The 15,834-nt window shown below is 67.8% G+C and carries 15 protein-coding genes; 5 read left to right on the top strand and 10 right to left on the bottom strand.

Annotation, left to right across the window (positions count from 1 at the left end):
• Positions 1–2 precede the first annotated feature (2 nt).
• A complete protein-coding gene (locus LRH25_RS05700; protein WP_231010446.1) occupies positions 3–1,514 on the top strand; it encodes a sensor histidine kinase in 1,512 nt (503 codons plus the stop codon).
• A 4-nt stretch (positions 1,515–1,518) separates the two neighbouring features.
• Here the strand turns inward: LRH25_RS05700 and LRH25_RS05695 are convergent, their stop codons facing one another.
• The 6 genes from LRH25_RS05695 to LRH25_RS05670 form a co-directional block, all read right to left on the bottom strand.
• On the bottom strand, positions 1,519–2,334 hold the full coding sequence (locus LRH25_RS05695) for a transporter (RefSeq protein ID WP_231010444.1): 816 nt from the start codon (positions 2,332–2,334) through the stop codon (positions 1,519–1,521).
• Between the two features lie 81 nt (positions 2,335–2,415).
• On the bottom strand, positions 2,416–3,570 hold the full coding sequence (gene rodA / locus LRH25_RS05690; RefSeq protein WP_141290568.1) for a rod shape-determining protein RodA: 1,155 nt from the start codon (positions 3,568–3,570) through the stop codon (positions 2,416–2,418).
• A 58-nt stretch (positions 3,571–3,628) separates the two neighbouring features.
• Positions 3,629–5,800: a penicillin-binding protein 2 gene (mrdA, locus tag LRH25_RS05685; RefSeq protein WP_231010442.1), complete on the bottom strand. Its 2,172-nt coding sequence runs from the start codon at positions 5,798–5,800 to the stop codon at positions 3,629–3,631.
• A gap of 25 nt (positions 5,801–5,825) precedes the next feature.
• Positions 5,826–6,347, bottom strand: coding sequence for a rod shape-determining protein MreD (mreD, locus tag LRH25_RS05680; protein WP_231010435.1), 522 nt, complete (start codon positions 6,345–6,347; stop codon positions 5,826–5,828).
• Entirely contained in the window at positions 6,344–7,339 is a 996-nt protein-coding gene (gene mreC / locus LRH25_RS05675) for a rod shape-determining protein MreC (protein ID WP_231010429.1), read from the bottom strand. The genes mreD and mreC overlap by 4 nt, the downstream gene beginning before the upstream one ends.
• 78 nt (positions 7,340–7,417) lie before the next feature.
• Entirely contained in the window at positions 7,418–8,461 is a 1,044-nt protein-coding gene (locus LRH25_RS05670; RefSeq protein WP_231010422.1) for a rod shape-determining protein, read from the bottom strand.
• Between the two features lie 290 nt (positions 8,462–8,751).
• On the opposite strand from LRH25_RS05670, the gene gatC reads away from it, so the two are divergent.
• From gatC to gatB, 3 genes are read left to right on the top strand one after another with little or no spacing between them, the layout of a single operon-like run.
• Positions 8,752–9,051, top strand: a complete 300-nt coding sequence (gatC, locus tag LRH25_RS05665; protein WP_141287513.1) for an Asp-tRNA(Asn)/Glu-tRNA(Gln) amidotransferase subunit GatC — start codon at positions 8,752–8,754, stop codon at positions 9,049–9,051.
• Entirely contained in the window at positions 9,048–10,562 is a 1,515-nt protein-coding gene (gene gatA, locus LRH25_RS05660; protein ID WP_141287512.1) for an Asp-tRNA(Asn)/Glu-tRNA(Gln) amidotransferase subunit GatA, read from the top strand. Before gatC ends, gatA begins: the two co-directional genes overlap by 4 nt.
• A 2-nt stretch (positions 10,563–10,564) precedes the next feature.
• The gene (gene gatB, locus LRH25_RS05655) at positions 10,565–12,010 is read left to right on the top strand and encodes an Asp-tRNA(Asn)/Glu-tRNA(Gln) amidotransferase subunit GatB (RefSeq protein ID WP_141287511.1); all 1,446 of its coding nucleotides are present in this window, start codon (positions 10,565–10,567) and stop codon (positions 12,008–12,010) included.
• Between the two features lie 9 nt (positions 12,011–12,019).
• On the opposite strand, the gene LRH25_RS05650 is transcribed toward gatB, so the two are convergent.
• From LRH25_RS05650 to pyrE, 3 genes are all read right to left on the bottom strand, one after another.
• Positions 12,020–12,421, bottom strand: coding sequence for a hypothetical protein (locus LRH25_RS05650; RefSeq protein WP_141287510.1), 402 nt, complete (start codon positions 12,419–12,421; stop codon positions 12,020–12,022).
• On the bottom strand, positions 12,418–13,104 hold the full coding sequence (locus tag LRH25_RS05645; RefSeq protein ID WP_141287509.1) for a hypothetical protein: 687 nt from the start codon (positions 13,102–13,104) through the stop codon (positions 12,418–12,420). The genes LRH25_RS05650 and LRH25_RS05645 overlap by 4 nt, the downstream gene beginning before the upstream one ends.
• Positions 13,105–13,197: 93 nt before the next feature.
• Positions 13,198–13,872, bottom strand: a complete 675-nt coding sequence (gene pyrE / locus LRH25_RS05640; protein ID WP_141287508.1) for an orotate phosphoribosyltransferase — start codon at positions 13,870–13,872, stop codon at positions 13,198–13,200.
• 12 nt (positions 13,873–13,884) lie between these two features.
• Between pyrE and LRH25_RS05635 the strand changes: the two genes are divergently transcribed.
• Entirely contained in the window at positions 13,885–14,673 is a 789-nt protein-coding gene (locus tag LRH25_RS05635) for an exodeoxyribonuclease III (RefSeq protein WP_141287507.1), read from the top strand.
• Between the two features lie 5 nt (positions 14,674–14,678).
• Here the strand turns inward: LRH25_RS05635 and LRH25_RS05630 are convergent, their stop codons facing one another.
• Positions 14,679–15,827, bottom strand: a complete 1,149-nt coding sequence (locus tag LRH25_RS05630; protein WP_170200844.1) for an HD-GYP domain-containing protein — start codon at positions 15,825–15,827, stop codon at positions 14,679–14,681.
• Between the last annotated feature and the right edge of the window lie 7 nt (positions 15,828–15,834).

The following is a 15,834-nucleotide window of genomic DNA, read 5'->3' as shown; positions in this document are numbered from 1 at the left end:
CCATGCGGCTGTTGCCCTCCGCCCGCCCTGCGCCTTCGGCCGACAGCAGCACGCCACGCGAACAACGCTCGTTGTTTGGTGAGATCCTCGACTGGATGCTGGCGCCGCTGCTGCTGCTGTGGCCGATGAGCGTGGCGCTGACCTGGCTGGTGGCGCAGAACATCGCGGCCCGGCCTTACGACCGCGACCTGGGCCAGCTGGCCCACATGGTCTCGCGCCAGATGGCGGTGGAGCTGGCGGCCAATCCTGGCCTGCCGGTGCGGCTGCCGGAATCGGCCGCGGTGCTGCTGCGCAGCGACGAAGTCGACCGGGTGTATTTCCAGGTGCTGGACGCCCAGGGCCGCCTGATCACCGGTGACCGTGACCTGCCGCCGGTCGACGGCGAGCGCAGCGCACCGGGCGAGCTGGCCTGGCGCGACGCCGAGGTGCGCGGCGAGCCGGTGCGCGTGGTCAGCCTGCGGCCGCTGCAGGTGGACGGCAACGCTTCGCAGCCGTGGCCGGTCGCGCTGGTGCAGGTGGCCGAGACGCTGGACAAGCGCTCGCGCCTGGCCACCGAGATCATCAAGGGCGTGATCCTGCCGCAGTTCGTGATCCTGCCGCTGGCGGTGCTGCTGGTGTGGTTTGCGCTGGCGCGTGGCATTGCGCCGCTGAACCAGTTGCAGCAGCGCATCCGCCAGCGCGAGAGCCACGACCTGAGCCCGATCGAGGAACACGACGCGCCTGAGGAAGTGGCGCCGCTGGTGCGCTCGATCAATGACCTGCTGGCCCGGCTGGACCAGAGCATGGGCGCGCAGAAGCACTTCCTGGCCGACGCTGCGCACCAGCTGAAGACGCCGCTGGCGGGGCTGCGCACCCAGGCCGAGCTGGCCCAGCGCGAGATCGATGCGGGTGGCGACGTGCGTTCGGTGCGCCGCTCGCTGCAGCAGATCTCGCTGTCCAGCCAGCGTGCGGCCCACATGGTCAACCAGCTGCTGGCGATGGCGCGCGCCGAGGACCACGAACAGGCCCAGCGGCGCCAGGTGTTCGGCCTGGTGCGGCTGGCCATCGACACGGTGCAGGACTTCGTGCCGCGGGCCATGGAAAAGCGCATCGACCTGGGCTACGAGGGCCCGGATGCCAGCGAGCGGGTGGCGAAGCTGCTGGGCCAGCCGCTGCTGGTGCGCGAGCTGGTGCGCAACCTGGTCGACAACGCACTGCAGTACACCCCCGAGGGCGGCACGGTCACGGTGCGGGTGTTCGCCGACCCGTTTGGCCAGGTCATGGTGCTGCAGGTGGAGGACAACGGCCCGGGCATTGCGCCGGCCGAGCGCGAGCTGGTCTTCCAGCCGTTCTACCGCGGCCTGGGCACCAACGTGGATGGCAGCGGCCTGGGCCTGGCCATCGTCAAGGAAATCGCCGACAAGCATGGCGCCACGGTGAGCATCGAATACGCCCGCCAGACGCCGCAGCACGAAGGCCTGGGCACCTTGATCACCTGCCGCTTCCCGATCGCGCCAGCCGTGCCGGCGGCGTAGCAGTTCAGAAGCGGATGGAGACGCCGGCGCCCCACTGGAAATCGGCGGTTTCGCGAGTCAGGCCGCGCGAGGCGGCGAGGTCCAGCTGCAGCGAATCGGTCACCAGGTAGCTGGCGCCGAAGTCAAGGCTGACGACCTTGCCGCCGTTGTGCTTGGCGGCGAGTTGCTGGCCGGCGATTTCGACGAAGCTGTGCCAGGCCGGCCCCCAGCCCTTGCCCAAGGTGACGGCGAAGATGCCGGCGGCAAAGCGCTTGCCGTCCTCGGTCTTGTCGGCGACCAAGCCCGGCATCACGCCGACCGAGAAGTCGTGCGGCAAATCCCATTCGGCGACAAAGCGCAGCGAAGGGCGCACGCCCTGGCCGCGGAAGTCGCGGCTGCCCGAAGCCAGGTCGGCGTGCAGCAGCCAGGCCATGCCCGGTGCGCCAGTCTCTTCGTCGCCCTCCTGCATGCGCCACTTCAGGCCCAGCGAGGTGTCGGCAAAGCCGTGGGTGGTGGTGGTGTCGGCGGTCGTGTCCTGCGTGCGGCTGTGCATCGCGCCGTCGGTCTCGATTCGCAGTTCCAGCGCGTCACTGACGCCCAGGCGCAGCAGCGTCGGCGTGCTGCGGGTGCGGGTCTTCAGGCCGCTGCCGTCCTGGCGCTCGCTGCTGAAGCCAGTTTCGATCTGGAAGCGGCCGCGGCCGACCACGTCGCTGGATTCGACGAAGTCCGGCCGGTCGGTGACGATCTCGTCGCCAGCAAAGGCCGAAGGCAGCGCGCAGGCCGCCAGCAGCGTCAGCATGGCAAGCTGGGGGAAACGGAACAGGGGCAGGGCAGCAGCCATGGGATTTCCTCGCGAGGAAGCCCCGCACCCCTGGCATTTCGGCGCGTTGGCGCCGGAACTGAAGCGGCTCGCCCGAAGGCCTCAGCTTTGCATCAGCCGCCGGCTGCGGGCGATGGACATCAGCATGCCCATGGCCAAGCCCAGTGTGACCATCGCGGTGCCGCCGTAGCTGATGAAGGGCAGCGGAATGCCCACGACGGGCAGGATGCCGCTGACCATGCCCATGTTGACCATCGCGTAGGTGAAGAAGCTCATCGTCAGCGCACCGCCCAGCAGCCGCGTGAAGGCGGTGGGCGCCTGCGCGGCGATCACCAGGCCGCGCGCCAGCACGAAGGTGAAGCAGGCGATCAGGCCCAGCGTGCCCATCAGGCCGAATTCTTCTGCATAGGCGGCGAACACGAAGTCGGTGGTGCGCTCGGGAATGAACTCCAGATGGGTCTGCGTGCCCTTCATGAAGCCCTTGCCGGTCGGGCCGCCGGAGCCGATGGCGATCATGCCCTGGATGATGTGGAAGCCCTTGCCCAGCGGGTCGGTGGTCGGGTCCAGCAGGGTGCAGACGCGGTGCTTCTGGTAGTCCCGCATGGCAGGCCACTTCACGTCGTCTTGGCAGATGCGGTCACCCGACATCACCAGCGCTGCGACGGCGATGGCGCCTGCCAGCAGCACCGGCAGGATCAGCTTCCAGGACAGGCCGGCGAAATAGATCACGTACAGGCCGCCGGACAGGATCAGGATGGCGGTGCCCAGGTCCGGCTGCTTGACGACCAGGCCCACCGGCACCAGCAGCAACAGCCCGGCGACGACGAAGTCCAGCGTGCGCAGCTGGCCCTCGCGCTTCTGGAACCACCAGGCCAGCATCAGCGGCATCGCCAGCTTCAGCAACTCGCTGGGCTGGATCACGATGCCCACGTTCAGCCAGCGTGTCGCGCCCTTCTTGGTCACGCCGAACAACGCGGTGGCGATCAGCAGTGCCACGCCAACGGTGTACAGCGGCACGGCGACGCGCATCAGCTTTTGCGGCGGCACCTGGGCCACGGCAAACAGGATGAACAGCGCCAACAGCATGTTGCGGCCGTGGTCGACGAAACGGGTGCCGTGGTCGTAGCCGGCCGAGTACATGGTCACCAGGCCGATGCCGCCCAGCAGCCCCAGCCCCAGCAGCAGCGGCAGGTCGAAGCCGTAGAAGACCGGCAGCACGCGGCGCCACAGCGGTGGACGTTCCAGCACAACGCTCACTGGTGTATCCCTTCGCGCTGACGCGCTGCGATTTCGCCCTTGGGGCGGCCCTGCGGGCTCATGGCGGGCCTCCCGAACTGGGCTTGGGTGCCGGCGCCAGCACCGGCAGCACCGCGCTGGCCGGCTTGGGCGGCACCGGCTTGGGGGCGGGGGCGGAAGCGGACGCTGCGGCAGAAGCAGCGCCGGAAGCAGGCGTTTCAGCGCTGCTGGCTGCAAGGGCAGCTTCGCTGGCGGCCAGCTCGGGCGTGGGCACCAGGCCCATTGCGACGCTGGCGCCGGTGCCGGTGGGCAGCGGAATGTCCGCCGGGTTGCGCGGCTTGCCGACCGGCGCGGTGGCCTTGCCCTGGCGCACCAGCGCCATGTCTTCTTCGCTGGGGTACTCGTTCCTCAGCACATAGTCGAACACGCGGCGCGCGATGGGCGCGGCCGAGGTCGAGCCGAAGCCGGCGTTCTCGACGATCAGGGCCAGCGCGACGCGGGGCGCTTCGAGCGGCGCGAAGGCGATGTAGAGCGAGTGGTCGCGCTTGCGCTCGTCGGCCTTGATGTCCTTGTAGGTCTGCCCCGCTCGCAAGCCGATCGCCTGGGCCGTGCCGGTCTTGCCGCCACTCTGGTAGGCGGCTCCGGCGAAGACCGCACGCGAGGTGCCTTCGAGCGTCACGCCGTTCATCGCGTTGCGGATCACGTCGACATCGGCCGGCCGCAGCGGCAGCGCGCTCAGCGCGTCGCTTGCGATGTGGCGTTGATCGTGCTTGACCACGTCCTCGATTTCACGCACCAGCCGCGGCTTGTAGCGCTGGCCGCCTGTCGACAGCGTCGAGACGGCGGTGGCCAGCTGCAGCATCGTGAAGCTGTTGTAGCCCTGGCCAATGCCCAGCGAGATGGTTTCGCCGGGAAACCACTTCTGGTTCGCCGGAGTCTTCGCAAAGTAGCGACGCTTCCAATCCTGCGAGGGCAGCACGCCGGTCACCTCGCCTTCCAGGTCGATGTCGGTTTTGCGGCCGAAGCCGAAGGGTTCCAGTTGATCGTGGATCAGGTCCACGCCCATCTCGTTGGCCAGGCTGTAGAAGTAGACATTGCTGGAGGTGACGATGGCCAGGCGCATGTCCTTGGGGCCGGCGCGGTCGCCCTCGGCGCTGCCGAAGGTGCGGCCGCCGAAGCTGTAGGTCAGGTTGTCCTGGATCACCACGCTGGGCGAGCGCTTGCCGGTGTTCAGCGCAGCCATCGCCATGTAGGGTTTGAAAGTCGAGCCCGGCGGATAGGTGCCGCGCATGGCCCGATTCAGCAAGGGCTTGTCGGGGTTCTCGTTCAGATCGCGCCAGGAGTCGGCATCGATGCCGTCGACGAACAGATTGGGATCGAAGGTCGGCTTCGAGACGAAGGCCAGCACCTCGCCGTTGCGCGGGTCGATGGCCACCAGCGCGCCGCGGCGCTCGCCGAACAGCTCCTCGACCATCGCCTGCAGCTTGATGTCGATCGACAAGTGCAGCTCGTTGCCAGGCGTGGGTGGGCGGCTGTTGAGCCGGCGCACTGCACGGCCACCGGCCGAGGTCTCCACCTCTTCATAGCCGGTCGCCCCGTGCAGCTCGCTTTCGTAGCTCTGCTCCAGCCCCAGCTTGCCGATGTATTCGGTGCCGCGGTAGTTGGCCAGCACGTCGTCGTCCCAATCCTCCATGGCCTTTTTCTCAGCCTGGTTGATGCGGCCGATGTAGCCCAGCATGTGGGACCCAGTGTCACCCAGCGGGTAGTTGCGGAACAGCCGTGCCTTGATGTCCACGCCGGCAAAGCGGAAGCGCTGGGCCAGGAAGCGCGCCACTTCCACGTCGGTCAGCTTGGTGCGGATGGGCAGTGACTCGAAGCTCTTGCTTTCTTCCATCTGCCGCTTGAAGCGGCGCCGGTCTCGCGGCTGGATCTCCACCACCTGCGTCAGCGCATTGATCGTCTCTTCCAGGTTCTCGACCTTGGACGGGGTGATCTCCAGCGTGTAGGCGGTGTAGTTCGAAGCCAGCACCACGCCGTTGCGATCCAGGATGCGGCCACGGTTGGGCACCACCGGCAGCACGGCGATGCGGTTGGCCTCGGCGCGGGTCGACAGTTCGTCGTGCCGGTAGACCTGCAGGTACACCAGCCGCGAGCTCAGCAGCCCGAAGGCGATCAGCACGAAAAACGCCGCCGCGACCGAGCGCAGCCGGAACCTGTCCAGCTCGCGCTCGACATTGCGCAACTCCGTCATGCCGGCAACTCTTGCATGCGCTGTTTCACAGCGGCCGCGTCTTGTCCGGGTCCGGCGGCCGGCGCTGCGGCGCCAGCAGCACCCAGCTCGCCACCGGCCACAGCAGGGCCTGGATCAGCGGCGCCAGCGCCAGCTGCCAGCCAGGGAAAGCGTCGCCGGCCAGCAGGCGGATCAGCAGAGAGACCAGCTGCGCGATGAAAAACAGCGGCAGCACGTGCAGCAGCTGCGCACCCCAGCCAAAGCCCAGCACCCGGCGGTGCAGCGCAATCGCGAAGTAGCTCAGCAGGCTGTACGACAGCGCGTGCTGGCCCAGCAGCGCCCCTTCGTGCACGTCCATCAGCAGGCCAAACACAAAGGCCCAGCCAATGCCCACGCGGCGCGGCTGGTGCACATTCCAGAACACCAGCACCAGCGCGATGAAGTCCGGCATCGCCGCGTAGCGGCCCAGCGGCATCAGATTGAGCGCCATCGCCAGCAGCAGCGAGAACCACAGGAAGACCGGATTGACCGGCAGCAACAGCTGCCCGGCGCCGCGCGGCATGATCATCGGCGCTCTCCCTTGGGCTTGCTGCTGGCGCTGGCGGCAGGACGCGAGGCGGCCGCGGCCGGTCGCGAGGCCGCCGGGTGCGGTGCGCTGGCGATTGCAACACGCGCAGGCGGCGCGGGGGTTTCTTCATGCGCCGGCTGCTGCTGCTCCAGCGGCTCCAGCACCAGCACATGGTGCACGCCGCCCAGCGGTGCCATGGGCTGCAGGCCGATGCGGGCGAAGCCGGCATCGCCGCGCCTGTCCATGCGCGTGACCTTGGCCACCGGCAGTCCGGCCGGGTAGATGCCGTCGACACCGCTGGTGGTCAGCAGGTCGCCGACCTGCACGTCGTCGGTCGCCGAGACGAAGCGCAGTTCCATCTGGTTTTCCTCACCGCCGCCAAAGGCTGCGCTGCGGTGCTGGGTGCGGGTGTTCAGCACCGGGATGGCGGCGTCCTTGTCGATCAGCAGCGTGACCTCGGCGCTCATCAGGTAGGTGCGCGTGACCTGGCCCAGGACCCCGGCTTCATTGATCACAGGCGAGCCGTCGACCACGCCGTGGCGGCTGCCGCGGTCGATGAAAAGCTTGTGCGAATAAGGGTCCGGCGCCTCGTACAGCACCTCGGCCGCCAGCGAGCGCACCTGCAGGCCTGGCCGCAGTCCCAGCAGCGCGCGCAGTTCCGCGTTCTCGTGGGCCAGCCGGCCGGCGCTGGCCGACTGTTCGGACTGGACCACCAGCTTCTGCTGCAACGCGTCGGCCTTGGCATAGGCCTGGTGCACGCCGCCGAAGTACTCCCCCACGCCGTCCCAGGCCTGCATCGGCAGGCTGAGCACGCGCACCACCGGCAGCAGCGCGGTGGCCATGGCGTTGCGCAGCGGCTGGGTCAGCGCGAAGCGGTGGTCGGCGGCCATCAGGAAGATGGCCAGCGCGGTGCACAGCAAGAGCTTGGAAAGCGCGGGCAGGCCCTGCCGGAAGAAGGGCGGTGGGCTGCGGTCGAAGGTGCCCAGTGGCATGGCGGTTGGGCGCTTGTCAGGGCATGAACAGAGGAGGCCGCGGCGTCAACGGATGACGTGCGGCCCTGCAGTGGCCGGTTACTCCTGCGTGAAGATCGAGCCCAGGCGTTCCATGCTTTCCAGCGCCATGCCGCAACCGCGCACCACGCAGGTCAGCGGGTCCTCGGCCACCAGCACCGGCAGGCCGGTTTCCTCGGCCAGCAGGCGGTCCAGGTCGCGCAGCAGCGCGCCGCCGCTGGTCAGCATCATGCCGCGCTCGGCGATGTCGGCGCCGAGTTCCGGCGGGGTCTGTTCCAGCGCGTTTTTCACCGAGGAGACGATCTGGTTCAGCGGGTCGGTCAGCGCTTCCAGGATCTCGTTGGACGAGATGGTGAAGCTGCGCGGCACGCCTTCGGAAAGGTTGCGGCCCTTGACTTCCATTTCCTTCACCTCGGAGCCGGGGAAGGCCGAACCGATGTTCTTCTTGATCGCCTCGGCGGTGGGCTCGCCGATCAGCATGCCGTAGTTGCGGCGGATGTAGTTGATGATGGCTTCGTCGAACTTGTCGCCACCCACCCGGACCGAGCCCTTGTAGACCATGCCGCCCAGCGAGATCACGCCGACCTCGGTGGTGCCGCCGCCAATGTCGACCACCATCGAGCCGGAAGCTTCCGACACCGGCAGGCCGGCACCGATGGCCGCTGCCATCGGTTCTTCGATCAGGTAGACCTCGGAGGCGCCTGCGCCCAGGGCCGATTCACGGATGGCCCGGCGCTCGACCTGGGTCGAGCCGCAGGGCACGCAGATGATGATGCGCGGGCTGGGCTTCAGCAGGGACCGCGGATGGACCATCTTGATGAACTGCTTGAGCATTTGCTCGGTGACGGTGAAGTCGGCGATCACGCCGTCCTTCATCGGGCGGATGGCCTCGATGTTGCCCGGCACCTTGCCCAGCATGGCCTTGGCTTCGTGGCCCACGGCCTGGATGGTCTTCTTGCCGTTGGGGCCGCCTTCGTGACGGATGGAAACGACCGAGGGCTCGTCCAGCACGATGCCCTTGCCTCGCACGTAGATCAGCGTGTTGGCGGTGCCCAGGTCAATGGCGAGGTCGGTGGAAACGTAGCGGCGGAGGGAAGCGAACATGGGGGCTCAGTCCAGACAATGGCAGGCCACGAGGTCGGCGGCCATCCACGTCCGTTGGACGCAGGGCGGGCTCAGTACCTCGAGGCTCATGGATGGGGGGTGTGCTCGTCGAACTTGCGGGCCTCGTGCCACGCAGCAGGATCGCTGGACATGGCATCGGAAGAGGTCGCCGATAGGTCGCGGATAACCGGAGATAATACCCCAAGCCCCCCGCAGACATGGGGTGCGCAGGCCCTTTTTTGCCCGCTGGAAGCCTGTTCCGGCCGCTTTGATTTCACCTTGAAACACCCATGGCACTCTCCCCCGCGGACGTGAGCCGCATCGCCCATCTGGCGCGCCTGGAACTCTCCGGCGCTGAGGCCGACGCGATGCTCACCCAGCTGAACGGCTTCTTCGGCATCGTCGAGCAGATGAGCGCGGTCGACACCCGCGGCATCGAGCCGCTGTACACCCCGCTGTCGGCAGTGCAGGACGTGACGCTGCGCCTGCGCGACGACGTGGTGACCGAAAGCAACAACCGCGAGCGCAACCAGTTGAGCGCCCCTGCTGTCGAGAACGGCCTGTTCCTTGTGCCCAAGGTGATCGAATGAGCGCAGGTGAATTGCACACCCTGGGCGTGGCCCAGTTGTCCGCCAAGCTCGCGGCCCGTGAAGTCTCTTCGACCGAGCTGACCCAGCACCTGCTGGCCCGTGCCAAGGCCCACGCCACGCTGGGCGCCTACCTGCACCTGGACGAAGCCGGCGCGCTGGCCACCGCTGCGGTGGCCGACGAGCGCCGCGCCGCCGGCAAGGCCACCGCGCTGACCGGCATTCCGCTGGCACACAAGGACATCTTCGTCACCCGTGACATGCCCACCACCGCCGGCTCGAAGATGCTGGCCGGCTACCGCAGCCCGTTCGACGCGACCGTGGTCGCCCGCCTGGGCAATGGCGCGGACGACTTCAGCGGCGCCGGCATGGTCTCGCTGGGCAAGCTCAACTGCGACGAATACGCGATGGGCTCGGCCAACGAGAACTCCGCCTTCGGCCCGGTGCGCAACCCCTGGGACACCTCGCGAGTGCCCGGCGGTTCGTCTGGCGGCTCTGCTGCTGCGGTCGCCGCGCGCCTGGTGCCTGCCGCAACAGGCACCGACACCGGCGGATCGATCCGCCAGCCCGCCAGCTTCTCCGGCATCACCGGCATCAAGCCGACCTATGGCGTGTGCTCGCGCTACGGCATGATTGCCTTCGCTTCCAGCCTGGACCAGGCCGGACCGATGGCGCGCAGCGCCGAGGACTGCGCGCTGCTGCTGTCGGCCATGAGCGGCTTCGACACCCGCGACGCGACCAGCGCCGAGCGCCCGCCGCAGGACTTCCATGCCGCGATGCTTACCGCGCGTGACGGCGCCACCGCCGCTCAGCCGCTGAAGGGCTTGCGCATTGGCTTGCCGCTGGAGTTTTTCCCGGCCGCGCTGGCGGCCGACGTGAACGGCGCCGTGCGCGGTGCCTTGGCCGAGCTGGAGAAGCTGGGCGCCACGCTGGTGGACCTCAGCCTGCCGCGCACCGAGCTGTCGATTCCCGTGTACTACATCATCGCGCCGGCCGAGGCCAGCTCGAACCTGAGCCGCTTCGACGGCGTCAAGTTCGGCCATCGCGCCAAGCAGCACGGCGACCTGCTGGACATGTACAAGAAGACGCGCGCCGAAGGCTTTGGCGCCGAGGTCAAGCGCCGGATCATGATCGGCACCTACGTGCTGAGCCACGGCTACTACGACGCCTACTACCTGCAGGCGCAGAAGCTGCGCCGCATGATCGCCGACGACTTCCAGGCCTGCTTCCAGCAGTGCGACCTGATCGCCGGCCCGGTGGCGCCCACGGTGGCCTGGAAGCTGGGTGAGCAGGGCGACGATCCGGTCAAGGCCTACTTGGCCGACATCTTCACGCTGTCCGGCAGCCTCGCCGGCCTGCCTGGCATGAGCGTGCCGGCCGGTTTCGGCGAACACGGCATGCCGGTCGGCCTGCAGCTGATTGGCAACTACTTCCAGGAAGGCCGGCTCTTGCACGCGGCGCACGCGCTGCAGCAGGCCACCGATTTCCACCTCCGCACGCCGGAGGGCTTCTGACCATGTCCGCACCTCAACTCATCCGCGGCTACGAGGTCGTCATCGGCCTCGAAAACCACGTCCAGCTCTCCACGCTGTCCAAGATCTTCAGCGGGGCCTCGACCGCCTTCGGCGCCGAGCCCAACACCCAGGCCTGCCCGGTGGACCTGGCCCTGCCCGGCACGCTGCCGGTGCTCAACCGTGCTGCCGTGGAGCGGGCCATTCGTTTTGGCCTGGCGGTGGGCGCCAAGGTGGCGCCGCTGTCCATCTTCGCCCGCAAGAACTACTTCTACCCGGACCTGCCCAAGGGCTATCAGATCTCGCAGTTCGAGATCCCGGTGGTGCAGGGCGGCGAGGTCGAGTTCTTCGTCGGCGGCGAGAAGAAGAAGGTGCAGCTGACCCGCGCCCACCTGGAGGAAGACGCCGGCAAGAGCCTGCACGAGGACTTCCAGGGCATGTCGGGCATCGACTTGAACCGGGCCGGCACGCCGCTGCTGGAGATCGTCTCCGAGCCGGACATGCGCTCGGCCCAGGAAGCCGTGGAATACGCCAAGACGCTGCATGCGCTGGTCATGTGGCTGGACATCTGCGACGGCAACATGCAGGAAGGCTCGTTCCGCTGCGACGTGAACGTGTCAGTGCGCAAGCCCGGCCGCCCCTATGGCACCCGGCGCGAGATCAAGAACCTCAACAGCTTTCGCTACCTGGTGGACGCGGTGAACTACGAGGTGAACTGGCAGATCGACCAGATCGAGGACGGCCTGCCGATCCAGCAGGCCACCGTGCTCTACAACCCGGACCGCGGCGAGACCCGCGCGATGCGCTCGAAGGAAGACTCGGCGGACTACCGCTACTTCCCCGACCCCGACCTGCCACCACTGGTAATCGCGCCGGAATGGGTGGAACGCGTGAAGGGCGAGATGCCCGAGCTGCCGCGTGCGATGGCCGAGCGCTTCGTGCAGCAGGATGGCCTGCCGGCTTACGACGCGACGATGATGACCCAGTCGCTGGGCTTTGCCCGCTACTACGAGGCCTCGCGTGAGGTCTGCAGGCAGCCCAAGCTGGTCGCCAACTGGCTGATGGGCGAGATCAGCAAGCGGCTGAATGCCGAGGACCGCGGCATCGAGCAGGCGCCGGTGTCGCCGGCCACGCTGGCGACGCTGATCCAGCGCATCCACGACGGCACGGTGTCGAACAACTCGGCCCGGCAGGTCTTCGAGGCGCTGTGGACCGGCGCCGACAGCGACGTGGATGCCATCATCGACGCCAAGGACCTGCGCCAGTCCAAGGACAGCGGCGCGCTGGAGAAGATCGTCGACGAGGTGATCGCCGCGAATCCGAAGTCGGTCGAGGAATACCGGGCCGGCAAGGACAAGGCCTTCAACGCGCTGGTGGGTCAGGTCATGAAGGCCAGCAAGGGCAAGGCCAACCCGGCCCAGGCCAGCGAGCTGCTGAAGCAGAAGCTCTGAGCCGGCGAGTCAGCGCGAGGCGGTCTCGCCTGCCGGTGGGCGGCGTGACGCTCCGCTGCCGTTCAACACCTCGGGCTCCAGCGAGGCCACGACCTTCTTGCAGATCAGCGTCGGCTGGTCCTTGCGTGCCAGTTCGGCCTGGCTCTTGGCCAACGTCAGCGTCACGCCGGCGTTGTTGACGAAGCGGGCGTCGGCCCGGTCGCGCACGCGCTTGAGCTGGTATTCCTGGCTGTCCAGCTTGAGCTTGGCGTCGCGCGGGGTCATCGTCGCGTTCAGCACCTGGCCGTTGTCGCAGCGATAGGTCGCCGGCGAGGCAGACGCACCCGCGGCGGCGCCGGCCAGCAGCAGGGCGGCGACGCAATGCGGCAGGTGGGCGCTGAAAGACGTCGTCAGGTTGACCAGAATTGTCATGGGGTGGCGCGCTTGGCGGCAGGATCGGCCGCGCCCGGCGCGGCACCGGCCCACAGCTGCTGCAGCCGCGAGCGTTCTGCGTCGAACTGTTGCACGATGCGTTCCCGCTCCGCTTCCTGGTTCTGCAGAATGGTGCGCTGCGCCTCGGTGGCGCCCTCGTTGGCATTGATGCGCGAGCGCAGTTCGTCCGGAGACGACCGGTTGCCCAGTGCGGCACGTTCGGTGGCCAGCCCGTCGGCCTCGGCTTCCAGCGTGTGCAGCCGGCTCTTGGCCGCATCGATCAGCTTTTGCACCGGCGCCAGCGCGCGCTGGCGCGCCACGTCATGCGAGCCGGCGTCGGGGTAGCGCGTCAGCAGCATGCGGTCGCGCCGCACGGCTTCGTTCTGCGTCGCCAGGTCCTGCGACTGCTGCTTCTTCAGGTCTTCCAGCCGGTCCTGCTCCTCGCGCGAGCGCAGTGGCGGCACCACGCCGCGCTGGCTGCCGTCCCGGCCCAGCACGCGCTGCTCCTGCGACAGGCATTCGGGAATCGGCCGGTCCGAGCTGAGCCGGCGTCCGCTGGCATCGGTGCAGGTGTAGATGCGCCCATCGCCGGTTTGCGGCTTGGCATCGACCGCCCAGGCGGCGGGCGCCGCAGCGGCCAGCATGGCGCCGAACAACACACTCAGCAGAACTGGTGACGCCATGGACGGAGGGTGGGCAAGGAGAGAGGAACTTCGGAGGCGAGCGTACGTCATCTGGCAAGGGCCGGATGCGTCGGTCAGCAGGTGTTTCAGCGCTTAGATTCCGTAACGCGTGCGATAGGCCGCGACGCGTTCGGTGTTGGCCGCCAGCGTGGCGTCGCCGGTGGTGGCCAGGAATTGCATCAGGTCGGCCAGCGTGGCGATAGACAGCACCTGCAAGCCCAGTTCCTGCTCGACATACTGCACGCCCGAGCGGCGGTTGGCGGGATCGTCGGACGCGCGCTCCTGGCGGTCCATTGTGATGGCCACGCCCACCGGCGTCGCGCCTGCGGCGCGGATCATGTCGGCGGCCTCGCGCTTGGAAGCGCCGTCGGTGATCACATCGTCGATGATCAGCACCCGGCCCTTGACCGGCGCGCCGACCAGCGTGCCGCCTTCGCCATGGTCCTTGGCTTCCTTGCGGTTGTACGCATAGGGCACGCTCTTGCCGTGTTTGGCCAGGCCGATGGCGACCGCAGCCGCCAGCGTGATGCCCTTGTAGGCCGGGCCGAACAGCATGTCGAATTCGATGCCCGAGGCCAGCAGGCGGCGTGCATAGAATTCGCCCAGCCGCATCAGCTTCGCGCCATCGTCGAACAGCCCCGTGTTGAAGAAATACGGCGACTGCCGACCCGCCTTGGTGGTGAACTCGCCGAAGCGCAGCACCCCCGCTTCCACCGAGAACTGCACGAAATCCTGCGCCAGCGGGTCGGTATGGGGAACGGTCTTCATGGAGAAATTCAAATGGGATTCAGGCTGGTGACGCTGAACTTGAACGGGATCCGTTCGGCAGCGACCAAGGGCTTCATGCAATGGACGGAAAGCGTCTCGCCAGATTGTATGGGGGTGCAGGAAGTCAAGGCCCAGGCAGTCGACGTGAATGGGAAGTACGACACGGTTGCCGGCATGAATGGGCATTTCCACTACGCGCAGAAGAAGGGTTACTCGGGCGTCGGGGCTTACAGCAAGAAGGAGCCCAGCGATGTGATCACCGGCTTTGGCGTCGAGGAATTCGACTTCGAAGGCCGCTACATCGAGTTGCGCTTCGACACGCCCGCTCGCAGATTCAGCGTCATCAGTTGCTACTTCCCCAGCGGCTCATCGGGCGAAGAACGCCAGCAGGCCAAGTTCCGCTTCCTGGCCCAGATGTACCCGTACCTGATGACGCTGAAGGCCGAGCGCGAGTTCGTGCTGGTGGGCGACATCAACATCGCCCACAAGGCCATCGACCTGAAGAACTGGAAGGGCAACCAGAAGAACTCCGGCTTCCTGCCTGAAGAGCGCGACTGGATGACCAAGCTGCTCGAAGAAGGCGGCCTGGTCGACGTTTTCCGCAAGCTCAACGACAAACCCGAGCAATACACCTGGTGGAGCAACCGCGGCCAGGCCTGGGCCAAGAACGTGGGCTGGCGCCTGGACTACCACCTCGCCACCCCCGGCATCGCCGCCACCGCCCAGCGCGAATACATCCACCTCGATCAGCGCTTCTCGGACCACGCGCCGCTGGTGATCGATTACGACTTCGTGCTCTGACTGATTCAGGCGACGCGGCTCGGGCTGCTGGCGATCAGGCCGGCGACCATGTCGTCGGTCAGCCGCATCGGCAGCGCCTGGGCCGACAGCAAGGCCACCACCGCGTGATCGGCATGCGCGCTGTCGCGCACCACCGGCACCCCGCGTGGCGCGCCGCTGGTGTTGGTGAGCGCGGCGACCAACGGCCAGTGCGCTCGTTCGCCGTTGCGCACCACCAGGCCCATCTCGCCCGAGGCCAGCTTGACCAGGCTGCCGGGCGGGAACACGCCGAAGGCCTTGATCAGCGCCGTGGCCAGCGGGCTGGCGCCTGCCATCTGGTGAAGTTCGCGTCCGGCCTGCTGGGCGCTCATTGCCGGCCGGTTGGCGCGGCTGTTCAGGCGGGCGGTGTAGACATCGGCCAGGCGCAGCATCTCGGCCAGTTCGCTGACGTCCGTCGCGCCGCTCGGGTAGCCGGAGCCGTCCGCCAGTTCGTGGTGCTGGATCACCGCGTCCAGCCAGTCCTGGTCGGTGATGCCGGCCTGGCTGAGCATCTCGGCGCTGCGGGTCGGGTGCTCGTTGATGGTTTCGCGCTGCTTGGCCGTCAGCGGCGAGACCTGTTGTGCCAGCCGGGCCTGCAAGTCGAACATCGACAGGTTCATCGTTAGCGCGGCCTGGAAGGCCCGGCGCTGCTCGGTGGCGCTCCAGCCCAGGTAACGCGCGGCCGCCTGGCAGGCCGTGGCGGCATGGATGGAATGGTTCACGCCATAGTGCCCGGCCCCGCTGTCGGGCTGGCGCACCACCTGCGAGAGCGCCATGTCGGGTGAAAACTCGATCAGTGCCAGCAACTGATCCGTGGTCTTGTGAAGCGCGCCAGCCAACTCTGCGCTGGGTGCGTTCAGCGCTCGCTTCACCTCGCGCGAACGGCGCTCCCACTCCTGCGGCAACTGGGCGTGCCGCTGTGCCGGGTTTTCGCTGCGCACTGCCTGCACCGCTTCGGCCAGTTCTTCCAGCTCGACCACCGCCCCGCGCTTGAACAGCGCCTGCAACTGGGCCTCGTCGACGATGACCTGGCCGCGCGCCAGCAACAGCATCTGGCTCGCGTCTCGCACGCTGAACGGCAGCGGCTCACCCAGCACGATGCGATTCTTGACCGAGGAGAGTGAGCAAACAGGCATGACGACA

Origin of the sequence: Ideonella azotifigens (assembly GCF_021043325.1) — a bacterium.
Lineage (GTDB): Bacteria > Pseudomonadota > Gammaproteobacteria > Burkholderiales > Burkholderiaceae_C > Ideonella > Ideonella azotifigens.
Note: the sequence above shows the minus strand (reverse complement) of the source record. Positions and strands in the feature narration are given on the sequence as shown.

Coding starts and splice junctions, on each gene's coding strand:
- LRH25_RS05700 (WP_231010446.1), top strand. CDS start 3: ATGCGGCTGTTGCCCTCCGCCCGCCCTGCGCCTTCGGCCGACAGCAGC.
- LRH25_RS05695 (WP_231010444.1), bottom strand. CDS start 2,334: ATGGCTGCTGCCCTGCCCCTGTTCCGTTTCCCCCAGCTTGCCATGCTG.
- mrdA (WP_231010442.1), bottom strand. CDS start 5,800: ATGACGGAGTTGCGCAATGTCGAGCGCGAGCTGGACAGGTTCCGGCTG.
- mreD (WP_231010435.1), bottom strand. CDS start 6,347: ATGATCATGCCGCGCGGCGCCGGGCAGCTGTTGCTGCCGGTCAATCCG.
- mreC (WP_231010429.1), bottom strand. CDS start 7,339: ATGCCACTGGGCACCTTCGACCGCAGCCCACCGCCCTTCTTCCGGCAG.
- LRH25_RS05670 (WP_231010422.1), bottom strand. CDS start 8,461: ATGTTCGCTTCCCTCCGCCGCTACGTTTCCACCGACCTCGCCATTGAC.
- gatC (WP_141287513.1), top strand. CDS start 8,752: ATGGCACTCTCCCCCGCGGACGTGAGCCGCATCGCCCATCTGGCGCGC.
- gatA (WP_141287512.1), top strand. CDS start 9,048: ATGAGCGCAGGTGAATTGCACACCCTGGGCGTGGCCCAGTTGTCCGCC.
- gatB (WP_141287511.1), top strand. CDS start 10,565: ATGTCCGCACCTCAACTCATCCGCGGCTACGAGGTCGTCATCGGCCTC.
- LRH25_RS05650 (WP_141287510.1), bottom strand. CDS start 12,421: ATGACAATTCTGGTCAACCTGACGACGTCTTTCAGCGCCCACCTGCCG.
- LRH25_RS05645 (WP_141287509.1), bottom strand. CDS start 13,104: ATGGCGTCACCAGTTCTGCTGAGTGTGTTGTTCGGCGCCATGCTGGCC.
- pyrE (WP_141287508.1), bottom strand. CDS start 13,872: ATGAAGACCGTTCCCCATACCGACCCGCTGGCGCAGGATTTCGTGCAG.
- LRH25_RS05635 (WP_141287507.1), top strand. CDS start 13,885: ATGGGATTCAGGCTGGTGACGCTGAACTTGAACGGGATCCGTTCGGCA.
- LRH25_RS05630 (WP_170200844.1), bottom strand. CDS start 15,827: ATGCCTGTTTGCTCACTCTCCTCGGTCAAGAATCGCATCGTGCTGGGT.